This window comes from Neorhizobium sp. SHOUNA12A, from assembly GCF_023006505.1.
In the GTDB taxonomy this organism is placed as follows: Bacteria; Pseudomonadota; Alphaproteobacteria; order Rhizobiales; family Rhizobiaceae; genus Neorhizobium.
In genome coordinates this window covers 68,041-87,861 of the sequence record NZ_JALBGV010000004.1, presented here as the reverse complement: position 1 = coordinate 87,861, position 19,821 = coordinate 68,041, and the positions used below count along the sequence as shown (strand labels likewise).

Genomic DNA, 19,821 nt, shown 5'->3' with positions numbered 1-19,821 from the left:
GTGGCGAAAAAGTGAGGCTTTCGATCACGGAACATTACAGTCTGTAACATTTGTGATTAGATTGCCGCTGATCTTTTTAAGAAGCCAGCTAAGCTTCTGCGGAAGAAAACCTTTAAAAACAGTCAGAAAGCGGAATGTAGTTTCAGTGAGACTCGCAGGGAGTCCGTGATCACGAAAACCGCAGAAAAAAATTTGTCGCGATACGTGATTTATTGCCTCATTTGGGCAAATTTTGTGACGCTCAGCCGTAAGTATTAAGAAATAATAACTAGATCAACCGATCAGGATGGAAATTTCAACCGTTTCATAATGGGAATTTTATCCTCGCCAGCGGCCCGAAGTCCACATTTCGGCGAGCGACATACGGTAATTGGGGAAGAGGAACTCGAACCCCGCGGCGCGGATTTTGGCATTGGAAACGCGCTTGTTGGCGCCATAGAAGGAACGCGCCATCGGCGTCATGTCAGCGGTCTCGAAATCCAGTTCCGGCGGCGACTCGACACCCATCAGGCGCGCGGCTTCGACGATGACATCCTGCGGCGGACCGGGCTCGTCGTCGGTGACATTATATATGCCGCCCATATTGCCTCCGGCGAGAAAGAGCGCCGCGCCGCCGATGTCTTCGACGCGGATGCGGTTGAAGACCTGGTCTCTCTTTATAATGCGCCGCGCCGTGCTGCGCGCCAAGTTGACGAAAGCGTTGCGGCCGGGGCCATAGATACCGGAGAGGCGCAGGCTGGCCATAGGTAGACCGGCGGCCCGCCCTTCGGTAGCCCAGGCATCTTCCGTATCGACCCGTTCGATCGACCGGCCCTGGATCGGGCTGCCCGGCGTCTCCTCGGTGACCCAGCCGCCACCGTGATCGCCGTAGACGCCGACCGTCGAGAGATAGCCGATCCATTCGAGCTTCGGGCAAAGCGCACGCAGCCGTCCGGAGACGAGCTTCAGCAGTGGATCGCCCTCGGTGCCGGGCGGGATCGACTGCACCAGATGCGTCACCTCTTGAAGCTCCGCCAGCAGTTCGCCGCTGAACGGGCTGCCGTCGAACACGAAGGCCTTGATGTCACGGGCAGCGAGTTCCAGTGCCTTGTGGGCCGTCCTGACCGTGCCGGAGACCCGATGGCCTTCGGATTTGAAGGCCTCGGCGATTGCCTGGCCCGAATAGCCGCATCCGAAGATCATCACATTCATCAGGCCGCTCCCGCCAATCGCCATTCTTGCTGCACTTCCGGATCCTCTTCGGCGCTGCGCGCCTCGGCAAACCGCGCGAAGTCCACATCCGTCATCAGGCGCTTCAGGGCCCATATAGCCATGCCGCGCACCACGGGCGAGGGGTCGCCCGCAAGTTCGAGACATTGTCCGATGAGGCTGGCATCGCCGGAATTGCCGGCGGCGATCAGCACGTTGCGAATGAACCGGTCGCGGCCGATGCGCTTGACAGGTGAGCCGCTGAAGAAGGTTCGAAAGGCCGCATCGTCCAGGGTCAGCAGAAACGCGATCGACGGTTCCTTCAAGTCGTCGCGCGCCTGCAGTTTCATCTCCGAGGCGCTTGCCGCAAACTTGTTCCAGGGACAGGCGGCAAGACAGTCGTCGCAGCCATAGATGCGGTTGCCGATCAGCGGCCGGAATTCCGGATCGATCGGACCCTTGTGTTCGATCGTCAGATAAGAGATGCAGCGGCGGGCGTCGAGCCGATAGGGAGCCGGAAACGCCGCCGTCGGGCAGGCGTCGAGGCATGCCCGGCAGGAACCGCAATGGTCTGTTTCGGCCTCATCGACGATAAGGTCCGCCGTGGTGAACAGGCTGCCGAGGAACAGCCAGGAACCATGGGTGCGGCTGACGAGATTGGTATGTTTGCCCTGCCAGCCGAGCCCGGCCGCCTCCGCCAGCGGTTTTTCCATCACCGGCGCCGTATCGACGAACACCTTGACGTCCTCGCCGGCGCGCGCCGCAAAGCGGGTGGCGATCTCCTTTAGCCGGCCCTTGATGACGTCATGATAATCGCGGTTGCGCGCATAGACGGAGATCGCGGCCTTGTCGGGTTTGTCGAGAATGCCGCGCGGGTCTTCGTCCGGCCCGTAATTCAGCCCGAACATCACGATCGAACGCACCTGATCCCATAGCACCCTCGGATCGGCGCGGCGCAGCCTCGTCTCTGCCATCCAGTCCATGCTGCCGTGGTGGCCGTCGGCGAGGAAAATCTCCAGCCGCTCCGGCGCCCGTGGAATGCTGTCCGGGGCCGTAATCCGGCAAAGATCGAAGCCCTGAGCCGCCGCTTCCTCGCGAATGAAGGCAGTCAGCTTCTCCCGCCGCCGGAGCGCCTTTTCTTCCTCGCGCGCGGGCGCGTCAGAAATCAAGGTCCGCATAATGGGATACCGGGGTGAGGCCGCGGATGCGTTCGGAAAGCATCGGCCGGAAGGAGGGTCGGGATTTCAGCCGCTGATACCAGTCCTTGGCGACCGGCGTCTCCGACCAGTCGATCTCCCCCAGATAGTCGAGGATTGAAATCGAGGCGGCGGCGGCCAGATCGGCATAACTCAGGCGATCGCCCGCAAGCCAAGGCCGTGAGCCGGCAAGCCAGGAGAGATATTTCATATGCTGGCGGATATTGGCGCGGGACGTGCGCAACACCTTCGAATCCGGCGCGCCGCCGCCTTGAGCCGTCGTCATCTGCAGCTTGAAGACCCGCTCCCGGGTCAGCGGCCGGGTGACATCCTGCTCCATCTTCTGCAGGAACCATTCTGTCAGACGCCGGATTTCGGCGCGCTGCCACGGGTCTTCGGCCAACAGCCGGCGGTCACGCTTCAGCACGCCATGGGTTTCGTCGAGGAATTCCAGGAGCACGGAAGGGCCACAAAGCACTCTCATGCTGTCGTCGACATAAACCGGGAGCGTGCCCGCAGGATTGAGCGTCAGGAATTCCCGGCGCTTTTCCCACGGTTGCTCCTCGATCAGGTCCGCCTGGAAGCCATATTCGGCGAGAATCAGCCGGACGAACCGCGAGGCCGAAGACATGGAATGATGATAGAGCGTGGGCATGGATACTTGAACTTCACGAATATCGTATACGAAGGATGGGGCACGTAGCGCGCCCGCGTGACATATGGCAGCTATATGGATTTGGTAGGTCCAACACAAGCAACGGCTCATAAACTGCTTAAAACTGTCCTTATCTGCTCAACAAAGGATTAAGAATGGCTGATCAGTCGATTATCAGCGCCCTCGTTCTCGGTGTGATCGAGGGTATTACCGAGTTTTTGCCGATCTCCAGCACCGGCCATCTCATCATCGCGGAACAATGGCTGGGTCACCGGTCTGATACGTTCAATATCGTCATCCAGGCCGGCGCCATCATCGCGGTAACCATCATCTACTGGCGTCGCCTGCTTAACCTGTTGCTCGGCTGGCGGGAGCCGGCAAATCGCGACTATGCCGCCAAGCTGATCGTTGCCTTCCTGATCACGGCGGCTCTCGGCCTGATCGTCAAGAAGCTCGGTTTCGCGCTTCCCGAGGACGCGGCACCGATTGCCTGGGCACTCATCATCGGCGGCATCTGGATGATCTTTGCGGAATGGGCCGCTGCGCGCAGGCCGGCTTCCACCCAGATAACCTGGCTCGTCGCGATCCTGGTCGGCATTGCGCAGGTGGTTGCGGGCGTCTTTCCCGGCACGTCGCGTTCGGGTGCCACGATCTTCATCGCCATGCTGGCCGGTACCGGAAGCCGGGCCGCGGCCACCGAGTTTGCCTTTCTCGTCGGCATTCCGACCATGTATGCGGCCAGTGGCTACGAGCTGCTGAAGACGCTCAAGGACGGCAGCGCCGCGCACGAGGATTGGACCTCGCTCGGCGTGGCTTTCGTCGTGTCGACGATCGTCGCCTTCATCGCCGTGAAATGGCTGCTGACCTATATCCGCAGCAACCGCTTCACCGTCTTCGCGATCTATAGAATCGTTCTCGGATTTTTGTTGCTCGGCCTGATCGCCCTGGGATCTGTCCCGCAACGCGGTGAACAGAGTGCCGTAGTCTCAAGCGCCGTCGCGCCGGCCGAGACTGCCCTGCGTCCTGCACTGCTAAAGTGAAGGGCGCTCAATTCTTTGAAACAAAAAGGCTGCTAAGGAGCGGCCTTTTTGTTTTGTCGATGCTTAGTGATGAATGGATGCCGTGCTGCACGGATCAACACCGTATGCGGGCGTGCATTCGCTCTTGCCGGCTGCGCCCGTCGTCGGGGCCATGAACGAGCCCGCGAGGATGATCAGCGCTGCGCATGCAAAAAAGAGGGCGATGGGCTTGCCCATGGAGGAATGCCTTTCGATGGAAGATTTTATCGTCACGGTTGCGCCGCTTGTTTGGTGAGGGAGGATTTATGGGTTGGATTAGAAGAATTCAATAAAGGATTTTGCTGAACCGGCCGTTAACGCGACTGCTTCGGCCACTGCGACCTTTGTGCCACTATCCTTGCCCGAAACATGAGCGACAACAAAGGGGTGCCCGATTTTTCAGCGGGCACGACCGGAATGTCGAAGCGAAACAAATTGCTGGATATGGTTAATGATATCAGGCCGCGCGGCCAGAGCCTGTGTACTGGCCCTGCGGGCGATACTGCACAAGGTAAGATGGCAGGATAGAGGACGCGAGCGTCGGGCGGATGCCTATTCCCTGCAGCGTGCGGCCTTCCGTGGCGGCCGCATCGGAAACGACATTGTCGATCTTCAGGAGCTTCACTTGGTCACTGGTGATCGGCGGCTGGACAAAAGGGATCAACGACGCGATGCTGCCGATCAGCGATGCGATGCCGAAGGGCAGCGAGACGAGCGCATTGGTGCGATTGGTGACGCGCAGCATCGTTTCGAGACATTGGCGGAAGGTCATGACCTCGCCGCCGCCGAGCTCATAGATCTTGCCGGACGCGATCGTGCCGTCGACGGAGCGGGCGACGGTTTCGGCGACGTCCTCCACATAAACCGGCTGGAACTTCGTCTTGCCGCCGCCGATCAGCGGTAGCGCAGGGAAGGTGCGGGCCATCGAGGCGAACTTGTTGAAGAAGCTGTCTTCCGGCCCGAACATGATCGACGGCCGCAGGATCACCGCATCTGGCAGCGTCGAAAGGATCGTCGCCTCGGCGCGGCCCTTGCTGCGGGCATAGGACGATTCCGACCTGGCATCGGCGCCGATCGCGGAAATATGGGTAAGCCTGGCGCCGGCAGCACGTGCCGCATCGGCAACCGCGCGAGCGCCAAAATCCTGGACCGCGTCAAACGTGTTGCGGCCGCTCTCGAACATAATGCCGACGCAGTTGACGACGTGCGAAGCGCCTTCGGCGGCCTTCAGGACCGATTGGCGGTAGCGCAGGTTTGCCTGGACCAGCGAGATCTGCCCGACATAACCGGCGGGCAACAGGAAACCGGCAAGATCCGGACGGCGGACGGCGACCCGGACGCGATAACCGCGTTTGGCAAGCGTACGCACCACATGCCTGCCGACGAAGCCCGATCCTCCGAAAACGGTGACGAGCGGCGGAAGGTTGTTGATGGTCATGGCGTGCTCCGGGAGCCTGTGGGACGAGATGAGTGCTGTTTAACCGAATCGCGGCACGGGTGGAAGTGTCTCCACTGCCGCACCGCTCGCGATAACCGGTTCTTAAAGGCCGTCGAGGACGACGATTTCGCCATCCGCCACTTCCTGGCGGATCTTGATGGCGATCGCATATTCGGGGGAATTGTAGCAGTCGATGGCGGCCTGCATCGACGGGAACTCGATGATGACGTTGCGGGCGCGGGATTTGCCTTCCATCGCCGCCATGGCGCCGCCGCGGGCAAGGAAATTGGCGCCGTATTTTTCGAAGGCAGGCGTGGCCGCTGCGATATAATCCTTGTAGCGTTCCGGGTCGCGGACATCGACGCGAGCGACCCAATATCCCTTGGCCATGGTATCTCTCCTCCAGCGTGTTTTCGGTTAGGACGACTTCCGGCAAATTCCCGGGCGAGTCAATATGGCGGGCGTTGCGTACCTGTCCGGCGGCCACCGGGACTCGTCCCGGATCGCGACCGGCAGGATATCTCTCCGGCAACGACGGATTATCAGAGCACGCCCTGCATCTCGGCGAGGATGGCTTGCGCCGCCGCCTTCGGATCCGGCGCCTTGACGATCGGGCGGGCGACGACCAGATGGCTCGATCCGGCGCGCAATGCGTCGGCCGGCGTCATCACCCGCTTCTGGTCGCCCGCTTCCGAACCCGCAGGGCGGATGCCGGGCGTGACGATCGCCAGATCAGGGCCGACAATCTTGCGAACCGCAGCCGACTCCTCGGCCGAGCAGACGATACCGCCCATGCCGGCAGCCAGGGCCTGTTCCGAGCGTCGCAGAACCAGCGTGTGCGGATCGTATTCGTAACCGGCATCGACGAGGTCCGTTTCGTCCATCGAGGTCAGGACGGTGACCGCGAGCAGGCAGAGGTCCGAACCCCTGGCCGCCTCGACAGCGGCGCGCATCGCCTTCGGATAGGCGTGCAGGGTGAGCATGGTCATGCCCATCTTGACGATATTCTCGACGCCCTTCGCGACCGTGTTGTCGATGTCGAGCAGCTTCATGTCGAGGAAGACTTTCTTGCCATCCTTTGCGAGATCGCGTGCAAGTTCGAGACCGCCAGCAAACACGAGCTGATAACCTATCTTGTAGAAGGAAACGGTGTCACCGAGCGTGGAGACCATCTTTTCGGCTTCGCCGATGGTCGGAATGTCGAGGCCTACGATGAGGCGATCACGAGCTGTCATGCCTGGAACCCTTCCCATTTTTCGATGGGCGTCCAGTCGCATGAGAGCGTCCGATCCGCAAGGGTGAAGCAGAAGAGATTTCCCCCGCCGCCCGGCTGGTCCCGGTCGCGAGCGATCGGCGAGCCGGTGAGGTGGCATTTCAACAGCGTTCCAACGCCGCCATGGCCGACGAAGGCGATCGGCGTGCTCGGGTCGTGCTCGGCAAGAGTTCTGGTGACCGCCGAGACGATGCGGCTCTGGGCGTCCACGGCGCGTTCCCAGCCCTTGAAGCTCTCTTCCGGATGGGCGAAAAACCAGTTGGCCGCATCCTCGAACTGCGGCGGCGGCAGAAAGCCTGTCGCCGAGCGATCGTTCTCGTGGGTGTCCTCAGCGATCTCGATCGAAATGCCCGAGGCGAGGCTGAGGATCTCGGCAGTCTCGATCGCCTTCACCTCGTCGCTGGAGATGATCCGGCCGAGTTTCCTTGCCCATTCGGATTGGGCGGCCGCGCGAGCGCGGGCGGCGCCAACGTCGGAGAGCCCCCACCGAGGCACCGGTACGTTCGGGTCGATACGGACCTGCGGATGAGTGATGTAGAGGCCGAATGCCATGGTCAGCCGCGGCTGTAGGTCCAGAGCTGCGCCGGCGGAATATTGCGGACGACGAAATCGTAATGCTTGATCCGGTAGCGGTCGGGCTGGGCGATGATCGGCGAGACGGGGCCATAGGTGATCTGCATTACCGGCCGGCCAGCCGGGATGCGGTCGAGCAGGTCTTCGAGCAGCGCGATGCGGCGCTCCATCGGGAAGCTCAAAAGCGGGATTGCCGAAATAACGCTGTCGAATGTCGTGTCCTTCAAGGCGCCGAGCGTGCGCTTGAGATCGAAGGCATCGCCATTGATGAAGTTCACGCCTTCATAGGTGCGGACTAGGTGCTGGAAGAAATCGGTCGAATATTCGATGGAGACCAGGTTTTCCGGCGAGACGCCGTGCTTCAGGATCGCCTTGGTGATGATGCCGGTGCCGGGCCCGAGTTCGAGGACAGGCAGGCCGGAGGCCGTGTCGATGACGCTTGCCATGCGTTTGGCGGTGACGGAGGAGGTGGGGCAGATCGCGCCAACCCGTTTCGGGCCGTCGATCCAGCCTTTGAAGAACCGGATCTCATCATCGAACTTGCGGCCAAGCCGTTCCTTCAAGCGCAGTTCCATTTTTTATCCTCTCCCTTTTGCCCCATGTGGAACCCCGATGCCGCAAAAGCAAGGAAAAATGTCGCACCTGGGAAAACCGCATGAAAAAGGCGGCCGGAGCTTCCGGCCGCCTTGATGATGTTAAACGCGCATCGGCATCAACACATAGAGCGCGTCGTCGCCCGCAGTGTCTCGCACCAATGTCGGAGAACCGGCATCCGCCAGCATGAAGATCGCGTCGTCGCCCGAAAGCTGGGCGGTAATGTCGAGCAGGTATTTGGCGTTGAAGCCGATTTCCATCGGATCGTTGTCGTAACCGACTGCAACCTCTTCCGTGGCGCTGCCCGAATCCGGATTGTTGACGGTCAGCATCAGCTGGCCGTCTGTCAGCGACAGCTTTACGGCACGGCCGCGCTCGGAGGAAATGGTCGAGACGCGGTCGACAGCCCTGGTAAAGCTCTGGCAATCGACGCGCATTTCCTTGTCATTGCCTGTCGGAATGACGCGCTGGTAATCCGGGAAAGTACCGTCGATCAGCTTGGAGGTCATCACGATTGAGCCAATCGTGACCCGGATCTTGGCGTCCGAAACTTCGATCGTGACCACCGATTCCGGATCATCGACCAGTTTCTGGAGCTCGCCGACCGTCTTGCGGGGAATGATGATGCCCGGCATGCCTTCGGAACCCGATGGCGCCTTCACATCGGCGCGGGCCAGGCGGTGACCATCGGTTGCGACTGCGCGAAGCTTCAGATCCCCATCGGCTTCGATCGTGTGGAAGAATATGCCGTTCAGGTAATAACGGGTCTCCTCGGTGGAGATCGCGAACTGGGTGCGGTCGATCAGCATTTTCAGATCGGTCGCCTTCAGCTTGAACGTATGCGTGAAGCTGCCGGCGGTGAGGTCGGGGAAGTCCGATTCCGGCAGACACTGCAGCGAGAATTTCGAGCGGCCGGATTGCACCGTCATCGAGCTGCCGTCCGGATTGGTGGCGAGCAGCACTTCCGAACCATCCGGCAGCTTCCGGACGATTTCGTAAAGCAGGTGCGCCGGAACCGTCGTGGCGCCGGCAGTCTCGACCATGGCCGGAAGGGCTTCGGTGATTTCGAGGTCGAGGTCGGTCGCTTTCAGGTCGAGACCGGCGCCGGACGCGCGCATCAGCACGTTGGAGAGGATCGGGATGGTGTTCCGTCGCTCCACCACGCGATGCACGTGGTTCAGCGACTTCAGAAGGTTTGACCGCTCAAGAGTAATACGCATGGACGCAATCGCTTTCGACCGTGGCGATCCGGCAGGGCCGGACCCTGATATTCTGCCGGCTTTGGGCCAGCCGGATGATGTGGACCGGCAAAATGGCAGACAACCCGTTCGAAAAGCAAGAGGTGAACAAGGCGTTAGCAAGTCATTTCGCATCTGTCTCACGCGCTGCACACAGAAAATATGCGTTCTCAACAGCTTGGGCTTTACTTGCCGAAGCCCGTCGGCTTGCCCATAAAGGCACATGACCATCCTTTTGTGCGTGACGCCCCTTGACCGATGACCTGAAGAGCAGCCAGCGCGGCTATCGCGTCGCCAATACTTTCGTGGCCGCGCGGCCATTGGAGCCGGCGCTTTATCTGGTCGCGACCCCGATCGGCAATCTCGGCGACATCACGTTGAGGGCGCTGGAGACACTCTCCGGCGCTGATGTGCTCGCCTGCGAGGATACCCGGGTGACCCGCGTCCTGCTCGACCGCTACGGCATCGTCAACCGGCCCTATGCCTACCATGAGCACAATTCCGACGAGGTCGGGCCGAAGCTGATCGCGGCTTTGGAAGAAGGAAAGTCCGTGGCGCTGGTCTCCGATGCCGGCACCCCCTTGGTCTCCGATCCCGGTTACCGGCTTGGTCAGATGGCGATCCAGGCCGGCCACAAGGTCGTGCCGATCCCCGGCGCCTCTGCGCCGCTCGCAGCACTCGTCGGTTCCGGCATGCCGTCCGATGCGTTTCTGTTTGCCGGTTTCCTGCCGGTCAAGGACAAGGGCCGTCGCGACCGGCTGGCCGAGCTTTCGAAAGTGCCGGCAACGCTGATCTTCTTCGAATCGCCCCATCGTATCGGTGCAACGCTCGCTGCTGCCGCCGAGGTGCTCGGAACTGGCCGGCGCGCGACGGTCTGCCGCGAATTGACCAAGACTTTCGAGGAGTTTCGCCGCGGTACGCTGGAGGAGCTCGCCGCCTATTACGACGACGATCGCGTGGTGAAGGGCGAGATCGTGCTGCTTCTGGCGCCGCCAGAGGCCGAGGAACCTCCCGGCGAAGTCGAGGTGGACGTGCTGCTGCGCCAGCTTTCATCCTCCATGCCAGCCGCGAAAGCCGCCGCCGAGGCTGCGCGGCTCACCGGCCTTGCCCGCAAGGTACTTTATCAGCGGCTCCTGGAGTTAAAGGGCGAGGATGGCGGCGGAGCGCAATGACAACAGCCTGAAGCGGCGAAAGGCCGAGCGGCAGAAGGCTTATAAAAGAGGCCATCTCTCCGAGTATCTCGCCGCGCTCTATCTGTTTGTGAAGGGATACCGCATCCTTGCCATTCGCTATCGCACAAAGATCGGCGAGATCGATCTTATAGCCCGCAAGGGGGACCTTGTCATATTCGTCGAGGTCAAGGCGCGGAGAGGCGAAAGCGAAGCCATCGACGCAGTCGGCTACATGACCCAGAACCGTATTCGCGCGGCAAGCGCGCTGTGGCTTTCGAAGCGGAAGCATGTAGCGACGCTTTCGCAGCGCTACGACATTATTGCAGTGCTTCCAGGGCGTCTGCCGCGGCATTTTCCCGACGCATTCTAACGAACAAATCAAGTGTCCTTGCTCTGTTAGAAAAATGACATAAAACTGTAACGGTGGTGTCATGGGAGGACCCTATTTGGGGGCCGACACCAATCAAGGTGGAGGAAATAATAATGTTGAGAAAACTCTCAATGGCCGCATTCGCGGTCGCGCTGTCGGCAACGTCGTCGCTTGCCGCGACGGAAGTCACCTGGTGGCATGCCATGGGTGGCGAACTCGGCAAGAAGCTTGAAGAAATCGCTCAGAAATTCAACGAGAGCCAGTCCGACTACAAAGTCGTTCCGGTCTATAAAGGAAGTTATCCGGAAACGTTGACCGCCGCGATCGCCGCGTTCCGCGCCGGCCAGCAACCGGCTATCGTCCAGGTCTTCGAAGTTGGCACCGGCACGATGATGGCTGCCAAGGGCGCCGTCTATCCTGTCTACAAGCTGATGGCGGACGAAGGCGAACCCTTCGACACCAAGACATTCCTGGCTCCGGTTACCGGCTACTATTCCGATACGAAGGGCAACATCCTGTCGCTGCCCTTCAATTCCTCCACTCCGATCATGTATTATAACAAGGACGTCTTCAAAAAGGCGGGCCTTGATCCAGAAGTTGCCCCGAAGACCTGGAAGGAAGTCGAGGAGTTCTCGAAGAAGATCGTTTCCTCCGGCGCTGCCAAGTGCGGCCTCACCTCGGCCTGGATTACCTGGGTACAGACCGAAAACCTTTCGGCGCTGCATGATAAGCCTTTCGGCACGCTGCAGAACGGTTTCGGCGGCGTGAAGTCCGAATTCACCTTCAACGGTCCTCTGCAGGTCAAGCACTGGGCAAACCTGAAGAAGTGGCAGGACGAAGGCCTGTTCAAGTATGGTGGCCCGGTCGGTGGCGACCAGGCGGCGACCATGTTCTATTCGCAGGAATGCGCCATCACGATGAACTCCTCCGCAGGCCGCGCCGGGGTCATCAACAACGCCAAGAACTTCACGCCGGGCTTCGCCCCGCTGCCTTATTACGACGATGAGATCAAGGAGCCGAAGAACTCCATCATCGGCGGCGCCACCCTTTGGGTGCTGAACGGCAAGGATAAGGCGACCTACAAGGGTGTAGCCAAGTTCTTCAGCTATCTCTCCAAGCCGGATGTCCAGGCTGATTGGCACCAGTTCACCGGTTATCTGCCGATCACCAATGCTGCTTACGAACTCGGCCAGAAGCAGGGCTATTACGAAAAGAATCCCGGCTCCGACATCGCCATCAAGCAGATCACTCGCGGTACTCCCTCGGAAAATTCGAAGGGCGTGCGGTTCGGCAACTTTACCCAGGTCCGCACCATCATCGACGAGGAGTTCCAGGCACTCCTCGCCAACAAGAAGGACGCCAAGCAGTCGCTCGACAGCGCAGTGCAGCGCGGCAATGCGCTTCTGCGTGAATTCGAGGCGGCCAACTCGAACTGATCGTTCCGATCTCCGCAGGGAGGACCGGCTACCGCCGGCCCTCCCTTGCTTGCTTATTACGTTGTGGTGAGGGAACGGTGGATACCAAAAGAACAACCTTCAATAACCGCCTGCTGCCCTATTTGCTGCTCGCGCCCCAGCTCGCTATCACGCTCGTCTTCTTCATCTGGCCTGCCGCGCAGGCAGTGAAGTCTTCATTCGAGCGGGAAGATCCCTTTGGTTTCTCTACCGTTTTCGTCGGATTGACCCATTATCGGCAGCTGATCGAGGACCCGAACTATCTGGATGCTCTCTGGCGCACCGCCGTATTCGCGGTGTCCGTAACCATCCTTTCGATGATGCTCGGCCTTGCATTCGCGGCCGCGGTTAACCGCGTGACGCGATCCGCCAGAATCTATACCACCCTGCTGGTTTGGCCTTATGCCGTCGCCCCTGTCGTGGCGGGTGTCCTGTGGTGGTTTCTCTTCAATACATCCACCGGTCTGCTGCCCTTTTTCCTTGAGCGCGTCGGCATTCGCTGGGACCATGACCTCAACGGCACGCATGCGATGATCCTGATCATCATCGCGGCAGCCTGGAAGCAGATCTCCTACAACTTCCTTTTCTTCCTGGCTGGATTGCAGTCGGTGCCGCAGTCGCTGATCGAGGCTGCCGCGATCGACGGTTCGGGCCCGGTGAGGCGCTTCTTCACCATCTCTCTGCCGCTTCTGTCGCCGACGACGTTTTTCCTGTTCATCATCAACGTCAACTACACGATGTTCGACACCTTCCCGATCGTGGATGCCACGACGGGCGGCGGGCCCGCGCAGGCGACGACCACGCTCGTCTACAAGGTCTATCAGGACGGTTACGTCGGTCTGAACATCGGTTCGTCCTCGGCGCAGTCGGTGTTGCTAATGTTGATCGTGATGCTGCTGACCTTTGTTCAGTTCCGCTTCGTCGAACGCCGCGTCCAGTATTGAGGAACGATCATGGTTGAAAACCGCCCCTTCCTGACTTTCCTCACCCACGCATTCCTGATCCTGGGATTTCTGGTGGTCGCGCTGCCGGTCTATGTCGCGATCATGGCGTCGACCCATGACGTCTCGACGCTGATGAGCGGGCCGGTCCCGCTTCTGCCGGGCTCGCATTTCATCGACAACTATTCGACCATTCTGACGAGCGCCGCGGCCGCTCACGGCCTGCCCAATTATTCGCACATGGCGCTGAACTCTCTGATCATGGCGTTGACGATCACGGCCGGAAAAATTGCCATCTCGATCCTTTCCGCCTTCGCGATCGTCTATTTCCGGTTTCCGTTCCGGCTACTGGCGTTCTGGATCATCTTCGTCACCCTGATGCTGCCGGTCGAGGTGCGCATCATGCCGACATACAAGATCGTCGCCGACCTCGGCATGTTGAATTCCTGGGCCGGTCTGACCGTCCCGTTGATCGCATCGGCCACGGCGACCTTCCTGTTCCGCCAGTTCTTCATGACAGTCCCGGACGAACTTTTGGAAGCGGCCCGTGTGGACGGAGCCGGCCCTATGAAGTTCTTCCGGGACATCCTCCTGCCGCTCTCGCGTACCAATATCGGCGCGTTATGCGTCATCCTCTTCATCTATGGCTGGGTTCAGTACCTCTGGCCGCTCCTGGTGACCACCGACCCCGGTTATTACACGCTGATGATGGGGATGAAGCGCATGGTCACGGCGCAGGACGGCGTCATCGAGTGGCAACTCGTCATGGCGGGGTCCGTACTCGCCATGCTTCCCCCCATCCTCGTCGTGGTTTTCATGCAGCGGTTGTTCATCCGCGGGCTTACTGAAACGGAGAAATAACATGGCTGGCATTCACATTTCAGAGGTTTCAAAGGTTTATACCGGCGGCGTAAAGGCGGTAAGCTCCGTCTCCATCGACATAGCCGATGGCGAGTTCATCGTCCTTGTCGGTCCGTCTGGCTGCGGAAAGTCCACGCTGTTGCGCATGGTCGCGGGGCTGGAAGCCATTTCCGCGGGCGAAGTGAAAATCGCCGGCCGGGTCGTCAACGAGGTCGAGCCGGCCGAGCGCGATATCGCCATGGTGTTCCAGAATTACGCGCTCTATCCGCATATGACGGTGTATAACAACCTAGCCTACGGTCTGAAGAACCGCGGTACGCCGAAGGCTGAGATCGACGCGCGTGTCGCTGAAGCGGCCCGCATGCTGGAGATCACCCAGTATCTGGAGCGCAAGCCGCGCGCGCTTTCCGGCGGCCAGCGCCAGCGCGTCGCCATGGGCCGCGCCATCGTACGCAAGCCGGCAGCCTTCCTGTTCGACGAGCCGCTCTCCAACCTCGATGCGAAACTGCGCGTTTCCATGCGTGGCGAAATCAAGCGCCTGCAGCGCCGCCTCGGCACCACGTCGATCTACGTCACCCACGACCAGCTCGAAGCCATGACGCTCGCCGACCGCCTCGTCGTTCTGAACGGGGGAGAGATCGAGCAGATCGGTGCGCCGCTGGAAGTTTACCACGCACCCGCCTCTACCTTTGTGGCAAGCTTTATCGGTTCGCCGGCCATGAACCTCGTCAGGGGGGAGTTGCATGGCGACAAGCTGGCGATCGGCCCGGCGATGATCAGCCTCAACGGTTTTGCACCGACTTCGGGCGCCGTTACCGTCGGCGTCCGCGCTGAGGATCTGCGCATCGCGCGCGACGACGAAGAGGCCCTGCCTTTCCGCCTCGAATATACCGAGGAACTGGGCGCCCAGCGACTGATCCACGGCACCGTCGGCGATCAGCAGATCACTGCCGCCGTTTCGCCGGAGATTGCGCTCTCTGCGGAAATGCGCATCGCCGTCGATGCCAAGCGCCTGCACTTCTTCTCGCTCGATACGGGCAAGCGGCTGCCGGGCAACGTACCGGCGGAGGCAAAGCTCGCGCCGGTCGAACCGGTTCTCTAAAGAGAGTGCGAAAATCAGGCCGATCGTTAAAATTGTACGATTGGCCTGAACAGCAGCCTTACTCTTTGCCGCTACATTTTCCCGGAATTGGCAGCTTTTGGGGGAAAGATGAGTTGGCATGTCCTCGCCGCGACCGCAGCGGCAATCGCATTCAGATACAGGTCAGACACGCCGGAGAAACCGAAGGTTAAGGCGTTCATCGGCGCCTGCCCGCATTCTTTGGAGATGAAGCCGATGCCGATCGAGCCCACATGGGTGCTCGCCGGTGATCCGCGCGCGCGTGCCGCCTCCCACTCCACTGCAGAAGACGATTGCGCCACGACCGGCGTGTGGGAATGCACGGCCGGCGAGTTCCGCTGGTACTTCCATTGGGACGAAACGGTGGTGATCCTTGAGGGCGAAGTGCACGTGACTGCCGATGACGGCACGCAGCGCACGCTGACGGCAGGCGATGTCGGCTATTTCAAGGGCCGGACCTGGGCCACCTGGCGCATCGACAACTATCTGAAAAAGGTAGCATTCATCCGCCGGCCTTTCCCGAAGCCGATCGCCATGCTTTTCCGCCTGCGTAACATGTTGCGGGCAAAGACGCAGGTCGGCATCTCCGCGTGATATCGGCCGATTGCAGTTGCCTTTGGGGGCTCGCCATCCTACATCAGGCGGGCCAATCCTAGGGGGCTGAAGTCATGGCGAAAATCCGCAAGGTCGCGTTCCAGATGGACCATATTTCCGGCATCAGCATTGCCGGCGATTCCACCTTCGCCATGGCGCTCGAAGCGCAGGCGCGTGGTTTCGAACTCTTTCACTATACCCCCGACCGCCTGACCATGCGCGACGGCAAGATCTTCGCTGCCGTCGAACCGCTGCAGGTGCGCGACGTCAAGGGCGATCATTTCACGCTCGGCGACAAGGAGCGCATCGACCTCTCGGAGATGGACGTCGTTCACCTGCGCCAGGATCCGCCCTTCGACATGGGCTATATCACCTCGACCCATCTGCTCGAGCGCATCCACCCGAAAACGCTTGTCGTCAACGACCCCGCCTGGGTGCGCAACTCGCCGGAGAAGATTTTCGTCACCGAATTTGCCGATTTGATGCCGGCAACTCTGATCAGCCGCGATCCGGGCGAAATCGCCCGCTTCCGAGAGGAGATGGGCGATATCATCCTGAAGCCGCTCTACGGCAATGGCGGCGCCGGGGTTTTCCATTCCGCCCGGGACGACCGCAATTTCACGTCGCTGCTCGAAATGTTCGGCCAGATGTATCGCGGCGAACCCTATATCGCCCAGGCCTATCTGCCGGCCGTGCGCAAAGGCGACAAGCGTATCCTTCTGGTCGACGGCGAGCCGGTCGGCGCGATCAACCGGGTTCCCGCCGAACACGACAGCCGCTCCAACATGCATGTCGGTGGCCGCGCCGAGGCGACCGAGATCACGCCGCGCGAGAAGGAAATCTGCTCCCGCATCGGACCCGCCTTGCGCGAGCGCGGCTTCATCTTCGTCGGCATCGATGTCATCGGCGACTATATGACCGAGATCAACGTCACATCCCCGACGGGCATCCGCGAAGTCAAGAAGTTCGGCGGCGCCGACGTCGCAAGCCTCCTCTGGGATGCAATCGAGGCAAAACGCGCCTGATGAAGGCAAGGCGTTTCGGATACGGATCGCCTTTGTTCTCGCGCTGCAACCGCCTGCAACCCACTTGCAGCGGATGCGTGAAGTTGTTCGATTAATGTTCTTGTTTCATTCTTATTTCTATGCCAGATTGCAATTCCTGGCACGGAAAGCGTGTATCGCTGGCGTCCTGGACATGAGGTTAGGGGCGGGGTGGATATGGTTTCGCGCGTCAGCACAGTTGCGTTCCAGGGCATTGAAGGCGTTCCGGTCGACGTGCAGGTCATGGTCGGACCCGGAAAAATCAACATGCATATCGTCGGCCTGCCCGACAAGGCGGTGGCCGAGAGCCGCGAGCGGGTGCAGGCGGCGTTGCATGCCTCGGGCCTTGCCATGCCGCCGAAGAAGATCACCGTCAATCTGGCGCCGGCCGACCTTCCGAAAGAAGGATCGCATTTCGACCTGCCGATCGCGCTGGCATTGATGGCGGCACTGGGCGCCGTTCCCGGAGATGCGCTCACCGGTTATGTCGTGCTCGGAGAACTGAACCTCGACGGCACGCTTGCGCCCGTGGCCGGCGCACTTCCGGCGGCAATCGCCGCAAACGCTTTGGGAAAGGGTCTGATCTGCCCGGCCGACAGCGGCGCGGAAGCCGCCTGGGCAGGGGCCGATATCGATATCATCGCGCCGCGCAGCCTGATCGCGCTCGCAAACCATTTCCGCGGCACTCAGGTCATCTCGCGTCCGCAGCCGGCGATCCGTGCCTTGCCTGCCAATCTGCCGGATCTCATCGACATCAAAGGTCAGGAAAGCGCCAAGCGGGCGCTGGAAGTCGCCGCTGCCGGCGGTCATAATCTCCTGATGGTCGGCCCTCCCGGCTCCGGAAAATCCATGCTTGCCGCTAGGCTGCCGTCCATCCTGCCGCCGCTTTCGGCTGCCGAACTGCTGGAAGTGTCGATGATCCATTCGATCGCCGGCCAGCTTTCCGGCGGCAAGCTCTCTGACCGCCGGCCTTACCGCACGCCGCATCACTCGGCCACCATGGCAGCGCTGGTGGGTGGTGGCCTGCGCGCCAGGCCCGGGGAGGCATCGCTTGCCCATCACGGCGTGCTGTTCCTCGACGAATTCCCGGAATTCTCGCCGCAGGCGCTTGACGCGCTCCGCCAGCCGCTGGAGACCGGCGAATGCATTATCGCCCGCGCCAACCACCGGGTTTCCTATCCCGCCAGTATCCAGCTCGTCGCCGCCATGAACCCATGCCGCTGCGGCATGGCGGGCGAACCCGGCCATTCCTGCGCACGTGGACCAAAATGCATATCGGACTACCAGGGCCGCATTTCAGGGCCGCTGATGGACAGGATCGATATCCGCATAGACGTGCCGGCCGTGTCCGCTGCAGATCTCATTCGCCCGAGGCCGGCGGAAAGCAGCGCGGATGTCGCCAGGCGCGTGGCGGCTGCGCGTGACAGGCAGCGGGAGCGGTTCGAACAGGCCGGTTATCCGCGCGTGCTCACCAATGCTCGCTGCTCGACGGCGTTGATCGAGAAGATCGCCGAACCCGATCCCGGCGGTCTCCAACTGCTCAGGGATGCGGCGGAAAAGCTCAAGTTCTCAGCCCGCGGATACCACCGCATTTTGAAGGTCGCACGCACGCTCGCCGATCTTGACGGCAAGGATACCGTCGGCCGCCTCCATCTCGCCGAGGCGATTTCCTATCGCATGGCCGGCGAACGGCTGGCGACGGCCGCGGCGTGAGGCAGAAGGTTAGGGATGGGGGTTGCGAGGGCCGGGAGATGGCGATGAATTTGCTCTGCGGCCAGGGCAGTCGTCACCGATGACCAAGCTCCACTTAGGCGGACCGCCGCTTAGGCAGACGCGGATAACATACCCTTCCGTCGTTCATCCTCGGGCTTGACCCGAGGATCCATCCGCCTGGCGACCCGCCCTAATGTAGTCAACCCTGGTGGGCTTGGCCGTGGATCCTCGGGTCAAGCCCGAGGATGACGACCTGAAGAAGTGCAGCTAACCACCCAATCCTTCAAACAGCGCCGTCGACAGATAACGCTCGGCAAAGGATGGAATGATGACGACGATGGTCTTGCCGGCGTTTTCTTCGCGGCTGCCGACTTCGATGGCGGCCTGCAGCGCCGCACCGGAGGAGATACCGACCGGCACGCCTTCGAGCCTGGCCACCAGGCGGGCCATCTCCATCGCCTCACCGCTGTTGACGGTGATGATCTCGTCATAGATGTGCGTGTCCAGGATCTTCGGAGCGAAACCTGCACCGATGCCCTGGATCTTGTGCGGCCCGGGCTGTCCGCCGGAGAGCACGGGCGATTCTTCCGGTTCGACGGCAATGATCTTGAGTGCCGGGTTGCGCTCCTTCAGCACCTGGCCGGCACCGGTGATCGTGCCGCCGGTGCCGATGCCGGAGACGAAGATGTCGATCTTGCCGTCGGTATCGTTCCAGATTTCCTCGGCCGTCGTCTTGCGATGAATTTCGGGGTTGGCCGGATTTTCGAACTGTTGCGGGATGACTGCATCCGGAAGCGAAGCGGCGAGTTCCTCCGCCTTGGCGATCGCACCCTTCATGCCTTTCGGGCCTTCGGTCAGCACCAGTTCGGCGCCGAGCAGGGCGAGCATCTTGCGGCGCTCGATCGACATGGTTTCCGGCATGGTGAGGATCAGCTTGTATCCCTTGGCGGCGGCCGCGAAGGCGAGTGCGATGCCGGTATTGCCGGATGTGGGCTCAACCAGCGTCGTCCTGCCAGGCGCGATCTTGCCTTCGGCCTCCAGGCTTTCGATCATCGCCACCCCGATACGGTCCTTCACCGAAGCGATCGGGTTGAAGAATTCGAGCTTGGCCAGAAGGTTGGCCTTCACGCCCTTTTCCCTAGCCAGCTTGTCGAGGCGCACGATCGGCGTGTCGCCGATGGTTTCGGTGATCGAGGAATAGATTCGGCCGCGGCCCGGCTTTCTGGTCTCTGGCATGGTGCTCTCCCTGAGTTTGGAGAGAAGTTAGGGCGTGTTCCCCACGAATGCCAGCAAGGCGGAACCGGACGGAAAGAGAAATGGAAATTTTGTTCCCGGAAGTG

At 60.9% G+C, this 19,821-nt stretch carries 20 protein-coding genes and 1 pseudogene; 10 read left to right on the top strand and 11 right to left on the bottom strand.

The window, feature by feature from the left end; all coding sequences use genetic code 11:
• Positions 1-318: 318 nt before the first annotated feature.
• Genes MOV63_RS03135 through MOV63_RS03125 form a run of 3 tightly spaced genes read right to left on the bottom strand, consistent with a single transcriptional unit; the run spans position 319 to position 3,039 of the window.
• On the bottom strand, positions 319-1,191 hold the full coding sequence (locus tag MOV63_RS03135; protein WP_247031593.1) for an SDR family oxidoreductase: 873 nt from the start codon (positions 1,189-1,191) through the stop codon (positions 319-321).
• A complete protein-coding gene (queG, locus tag MOV63_RS03130) occupies positions 1,191-2,366 on the bottom strand; it encodes a tRNA epoxyqueuosine(34) reductase QueG (RefSeq protein WP_247031590.1) in 1,176 nt (391 codons plus the stop codon). Before queG ends, MOV63_RS03135 begins: the two co-directional genes overlap by 1 nt.
• Positions 2,347-3,039 (bottom strand): glutathione S-transferase family protein, encoded by a 693-nt coding sequence (locus MOV63_RS03125; protein ID WP_247031588.1) that lies wholly within the window; start codon positions 3,037-3,039, stop codon positions 2,347-2,349. The genes queG and MOV63_RS03125 overlap by 20 nt, the downstream gene beginning before the upstream one ends.
• Before the next feature lie 155 nt (positions 3,040-3,194).
• On the opposite strand from MOV63_RS03125, the pseudogene MOV63_RS03120 reads away from it, so the two are divergent.
• Positions 3,195-3,995: pseudogene (locus MOV63_RS03120) on the top strand (undecaprenyl-diphosphate phosphatase); the annotation flags it as partial.
• 147 nt (positions 3,996-4,142) lie between these two features.
• Here MOV63_RS03120 and MOV63_RS03115 read toward each other — a convergent pair.
• The 7 genes from MOV63_RS03115 to dnaN form a co-directional block, all read right to left on the bottom strand.
• On the bottom strand, positions 4,143-4,295 hold the full coding sequence (locus tag MOV63_RS03115) for a hypothetical protein (protein WP_007763306.1): 153 nt from the start codon (positions 4,293-4,295) through the stop codon (positions 4,143-4,145).
• Between the two features lie 259 nt (positions 4,296-4,554).
• Positions 4,555-5,535 carry a complex I NDUFA9 subunit family protein gene (locus tag MOV63_RS03110; protein WP_247031586.1) on the bottom strand — a complete coding sequence of 327 codons (981 nt, stop codon included), beginning with the start codon at positions 5,533-5,535 and terminating at the stop codon, positions 4,555-4,557.
• 102 nt (positions 5,536-5,637) lie between these two features.
• Positions 5,638-5,925: a DUF1330 domain-containing protein gene (locus tag MOV63_RS03105; RefSeq protein WP_037079589.1), complete on the bottom strand. Its 288-nt coding sequence runs from the start codon at positions 5,923-5,925 to the stop codon at positions 5,638-5,640.
• A gap of 152 nt (positions 5,926-6,077) precedes the next feature.
• Positions 6,078-6,770 carry an orotidine-5'-phosphate decarboxylase gene (gene pyrF / locus MOV63_RS03100; protein ID WP_247031585.1) on the bottom strand — a complete coding sequence of 231 codons (693 nt, stop codon included), beginning with the start codon at positions 6,768-6,770 and terminating at the stop codon, positions 6,078-6,080.
• Entirely contained in the window at positions 6,767-7,360 is a 594-nt protein-coding gene (locus MOV63_RS03095; RefSeq protein ID WP_247031583.1) for a histidine phosphatase family protein, read from the bottom strand. Before MOV63_RS03095 ends, pyrF begins: the two co-directional genes overlap by 4 nt.
• Before the next feature lie 2 nt (positions 7,361-7,362).
• On the bottom strand, positions 7,363-7,956 hold the full coding sequence (pmtA, locus tag MOV63_RS03090) for a phospholipid N-methyltransferase PmtA (protein ID WP_247031581.1): 594 nt from the start codon (positions 7,954-7,956) through the stop codon (positions 7,363-7,365).
• A 120-nt stretch (positions 7,957-8,076) separates the two neighbouring features.
• The gene (gene dnaN / locus MOV63_RS03085) at positions 8,077-9,195 is read right to left on the bottom strand and encodes a DNA polymerase III subunit beta (protein ID WP_247031579.1); all 1,119 of its coding nucleotides are present in this window, start codon (positions 9,193-9,195) and stop codon (positions 8,077-8,079) included.
• Positions 9,196-9,464: 269 nt separating this feature from the next.
• Between dnaN and rsmI the strand changes: the two genes are divergently transcribed.
• From rsmI to MOV63_RS03040, 9 genes are all read left to right on the top strand, one after another.
• The gene (gene rsmI / locus MOV63_RS03080; protein ID WP_247031577.1) at positions 9,465-10,385 is read left to right on the top strand and encodes a 16S rRNA (cytidine(1402)-2'-O)-methyltransferase; all 921 of its coding nucleotides are present in this window, start codon (positions 9,465-9,467) and stop codon (positions 10,383-10,385) included.
• Positions 10,366-10,755 carry a YraN family protein gene (locus tag MOV63_RS03075; RefSeq protein WP_051900016.1) on the top strand — a complete coding sequence of 130 codons (390 nt, stop codon included), beginning with the start codon at positions 10,366-10,368 and terminating at the stop codon, positions 10,753-10,755. Before rsmI ends, MOV63_RS03075 begins: the two co-directional genes overlap by 20 nt.
• Positions 10,756-10,868: 113 nt before the next feature.
• Positions 10,869-12,191, top strand: coding sequence for a sn-glycerol-3-phosphate ABC transporter substrate-binding protein UgpB (ugpB, locus tag MOV63_RS03070; RefSeq protein ID WP_247031575.1), 1,323 nt, complete (start codon positions 10,869-10,871; stop codon positions 12,189-12,191).
• A 77-nt stretch (positions 12,192-12,268) separates the two neighbouring features.
• Entirely contained in the window at positions 12,269-13,153 is an 885-nt protein-coding gene (gene ugpA, locus MOV63_RS03065; protein WP_247031573.1) for a sn-glycerol-3-phosphate ABC transporter permease UgpA, read from the top strand.
• Between the two features lie 9 nt (positions 13,154-13,162).
• Positions 13,163-14,011 carry a sn-glycerol-3-phosphate ABC transporter permease UgpE gene (gene ugpE, locus MOV63_RS03060; RefSeq protein WP_247031571.1) on the top strand — a complete coding sequence of 283 codons (849 nt, stop codon included), beginning with the start codon at positions 13,163-13,165 and terminating at the stop codon, positions 14,009-14,011.
• Position 14,012: 1 nt separating this feature from the next.
• Positions 14,013-15,113: a sn-glycerol-3-phosphate import ATP-binding protein UgpC gene (locus tag MOV63_RS03055; protein ID WP_038548531.1), complete on the top strand. Its 1,101-nt coding sequence runs from the start codon at positions 14,013-14,015 to the stop codon at positions 15,111-15,113.
• A 108-nt stretch (positions 15,114-15,221) separates the two neighbouring features.
• On the top strand, positions 15,222-15,725 hold the full coding sequence (locus MOV63_RS03050) for a cupin domain-containing protein (RefSeq protein WP_247031569.1): 504 nt from the start codon (positions 15,222-15,224) through the stop codon (positions 15,723-15,725).
• Between the two features lie 74 nt (positions 15,726-15,799).
• A complete protein-coding gene (gene gshB / locus MOV63_RS03045; RefSeq protein WP_038592651.1) occupies positions 15,800-16,750 on the top strand; it encodes a glutathione synthase in 951 nt (316 codons plus the stop codon).
• Positions 16,751-16,945: 195 nt separating this feature from the next.
• Positions 16,946-18,481 carry a YifB family Mg chelatase-like AAA ATPase gene (locus tag MOV63_RS03040; RefSeq protein ID WP_247031749.1) on the top strand — a complete coding sequence of 512 codons (1,536 nt, stop codon included), beginning with the start codon at positions 16,946-16,948 and terminating at the stop codon, positions 18,479-18,481.
• 267 nt (positions 18,482-18,748) lie between these two features.
• Here MOV63_RS03040 and cysK read toward each other — a convergent pair whose 3' ends face one another.
• Positions 18,749-19,717 (bottom strand): cysteine synthase A, encoded by a 969-nt coding sequence (cysK, locus tag MOV63_RS03035; RefSeq protein WP_038548543.1) that lies wholly within the window; start codon positions 19,715-19,717, stop codon positions 18,749-18,751.
• Between the last annotated feature and the right edge of the window lie 104 nt (positions 19,718-19,821).

What these genes read in the sequence shown, in the direction of transcription:
- MOV63_RS03135 (WP_247031593.1), bottom strand. Translation starts at nt 1,191, where the DNA reads ATGAATGTGATGATCTTCGGATGCGGCTATTCGGGCCAGGCAATCGCC.
- queG (WP_247031590.1), bottom strand. Translation starts at nt 2,366, where the DNA reads ATGCGGACCTTGATTTCTGACGCGCCCGCGCGCGAGGAAGAAAAGGCG.
- MOV63_RS03125 (WP_247031588.1), bottom strand. Translation starts at nt 3,039, where the DNA reads ATGCCCACGCTCTATCATCATTCCATGTCTTCGGCCTCGCGGTTCGTC.
- MOV63_RS03115 (WP_007763306.1), bottom strand. Translation starts at nt 4,295, where the DNA reads ATGGGCAAGCCCATCGCCCTCTTTTTTGCATGCGCAGCGCTGATCATC.
- MOV63_RS03110 (WP_247031586.1), bottom strand. Translation starts at nt 5,535, where the DNA reads ATGACCATCAACAACCTTCCGCCGCTCGTCACCGTTTTCGGAGGATCG.
- MOV63_RS03105 (WP_037079589.1), bottom strand. Translation starts at nt 5,925, where the DNA reads ATGGCCAAGGGATATTGGGTCGCTCGCGTCGATGTCCGCGACCCGGAA.
- pyrF (WP_247031585.1), bottom strand. Translation starts at nt 6,770, where the DNA reads ATGACAGCTCGTGATCGCCTCATCGTAGGCCTCGACATTCCGACCATC.
- MOV63_RS03095 (WP_247031583.1), bottom strand. Translation starts at nt 7,360, where the DNA reads ATGGCATTCGGCCTCTACATCACTCATCCGCAGGTCCGTATCGACCCG.
- pmtA (WP_247031581.1), bottom strand. Translation starts at nt 7,956, where the DNA reads ATGGAACTGCGCTTGAAGGAACGGCTTGGCCGCAAGTTCGATGATGAG.
- dnaN (WP_247031579.1), bottom strand. Translation starts at nt 9,195, where the DNA reads ATGCGTATTACTCTTGAGCGGTCAAACCTTCTGAAGTCGCTGAACCAC.
- MOV63_RS03075 (WP_051900016.1), top strand. Translation starts at nt 10,366, where the DNA reads ATGGCGGCGGAGCGCAATGACAACAGCCTGAAGCGGCGAAAGGCCGAG.
- ugpB (WP_247031575.1), top strand. Translation starts at nt 10,869, where the DNA reads ATGTTGAGAAAACTCTCAATGGCCGCATTCGCGGTCGCGCTGTCGGCA.
- ugpE (WP_247031571.1), top strand. Translation starts at nt 13,163, where the DNA reads ATGGTTGAAAACCGCCCCTTCCTGACTTTCCTCACCCACGCATTCCTG.
- MOV63_RS03055 (WP_038548531.1), top strand. Translation starts at nt 14,013, where the DNA reads ATGGCTGGCATTCACATTTCAGAGGTTTCAAAGGTTTATACCGGCGGC.
- MOV63_RS03050 (WP_247031569.1), top strand. Translation starts at nt 15,222, where the DNA reads ATGAGTTGGCATGTCCTCGCCGCGACCGCAGCGGCAATCGCATTCAGA.
- gshB (WP_038592651.1), top strand. Translation starts at nt 15,800, where the DNA reads ATGGCGAAAATCCGCAAGGTCGCGTTCCAGATGGACCATATTTCCGGC.
- MOV63_RS03040 (WP_247031749.1), top strand. Translation starts at nt 16,946, where the DNA reads ATGGTTTCGCGCGTCAGCACAGTTGCGTTCCAGGGCATTGAAGGCGTT.
- cysK (WP_038548543.1), bottom strand. Translation starts at nt 19,717, where the DNA reads ATGCCAGAGACCAGAAAGCCGGGCCGCGGCCGAATCTATTCCTCGATC.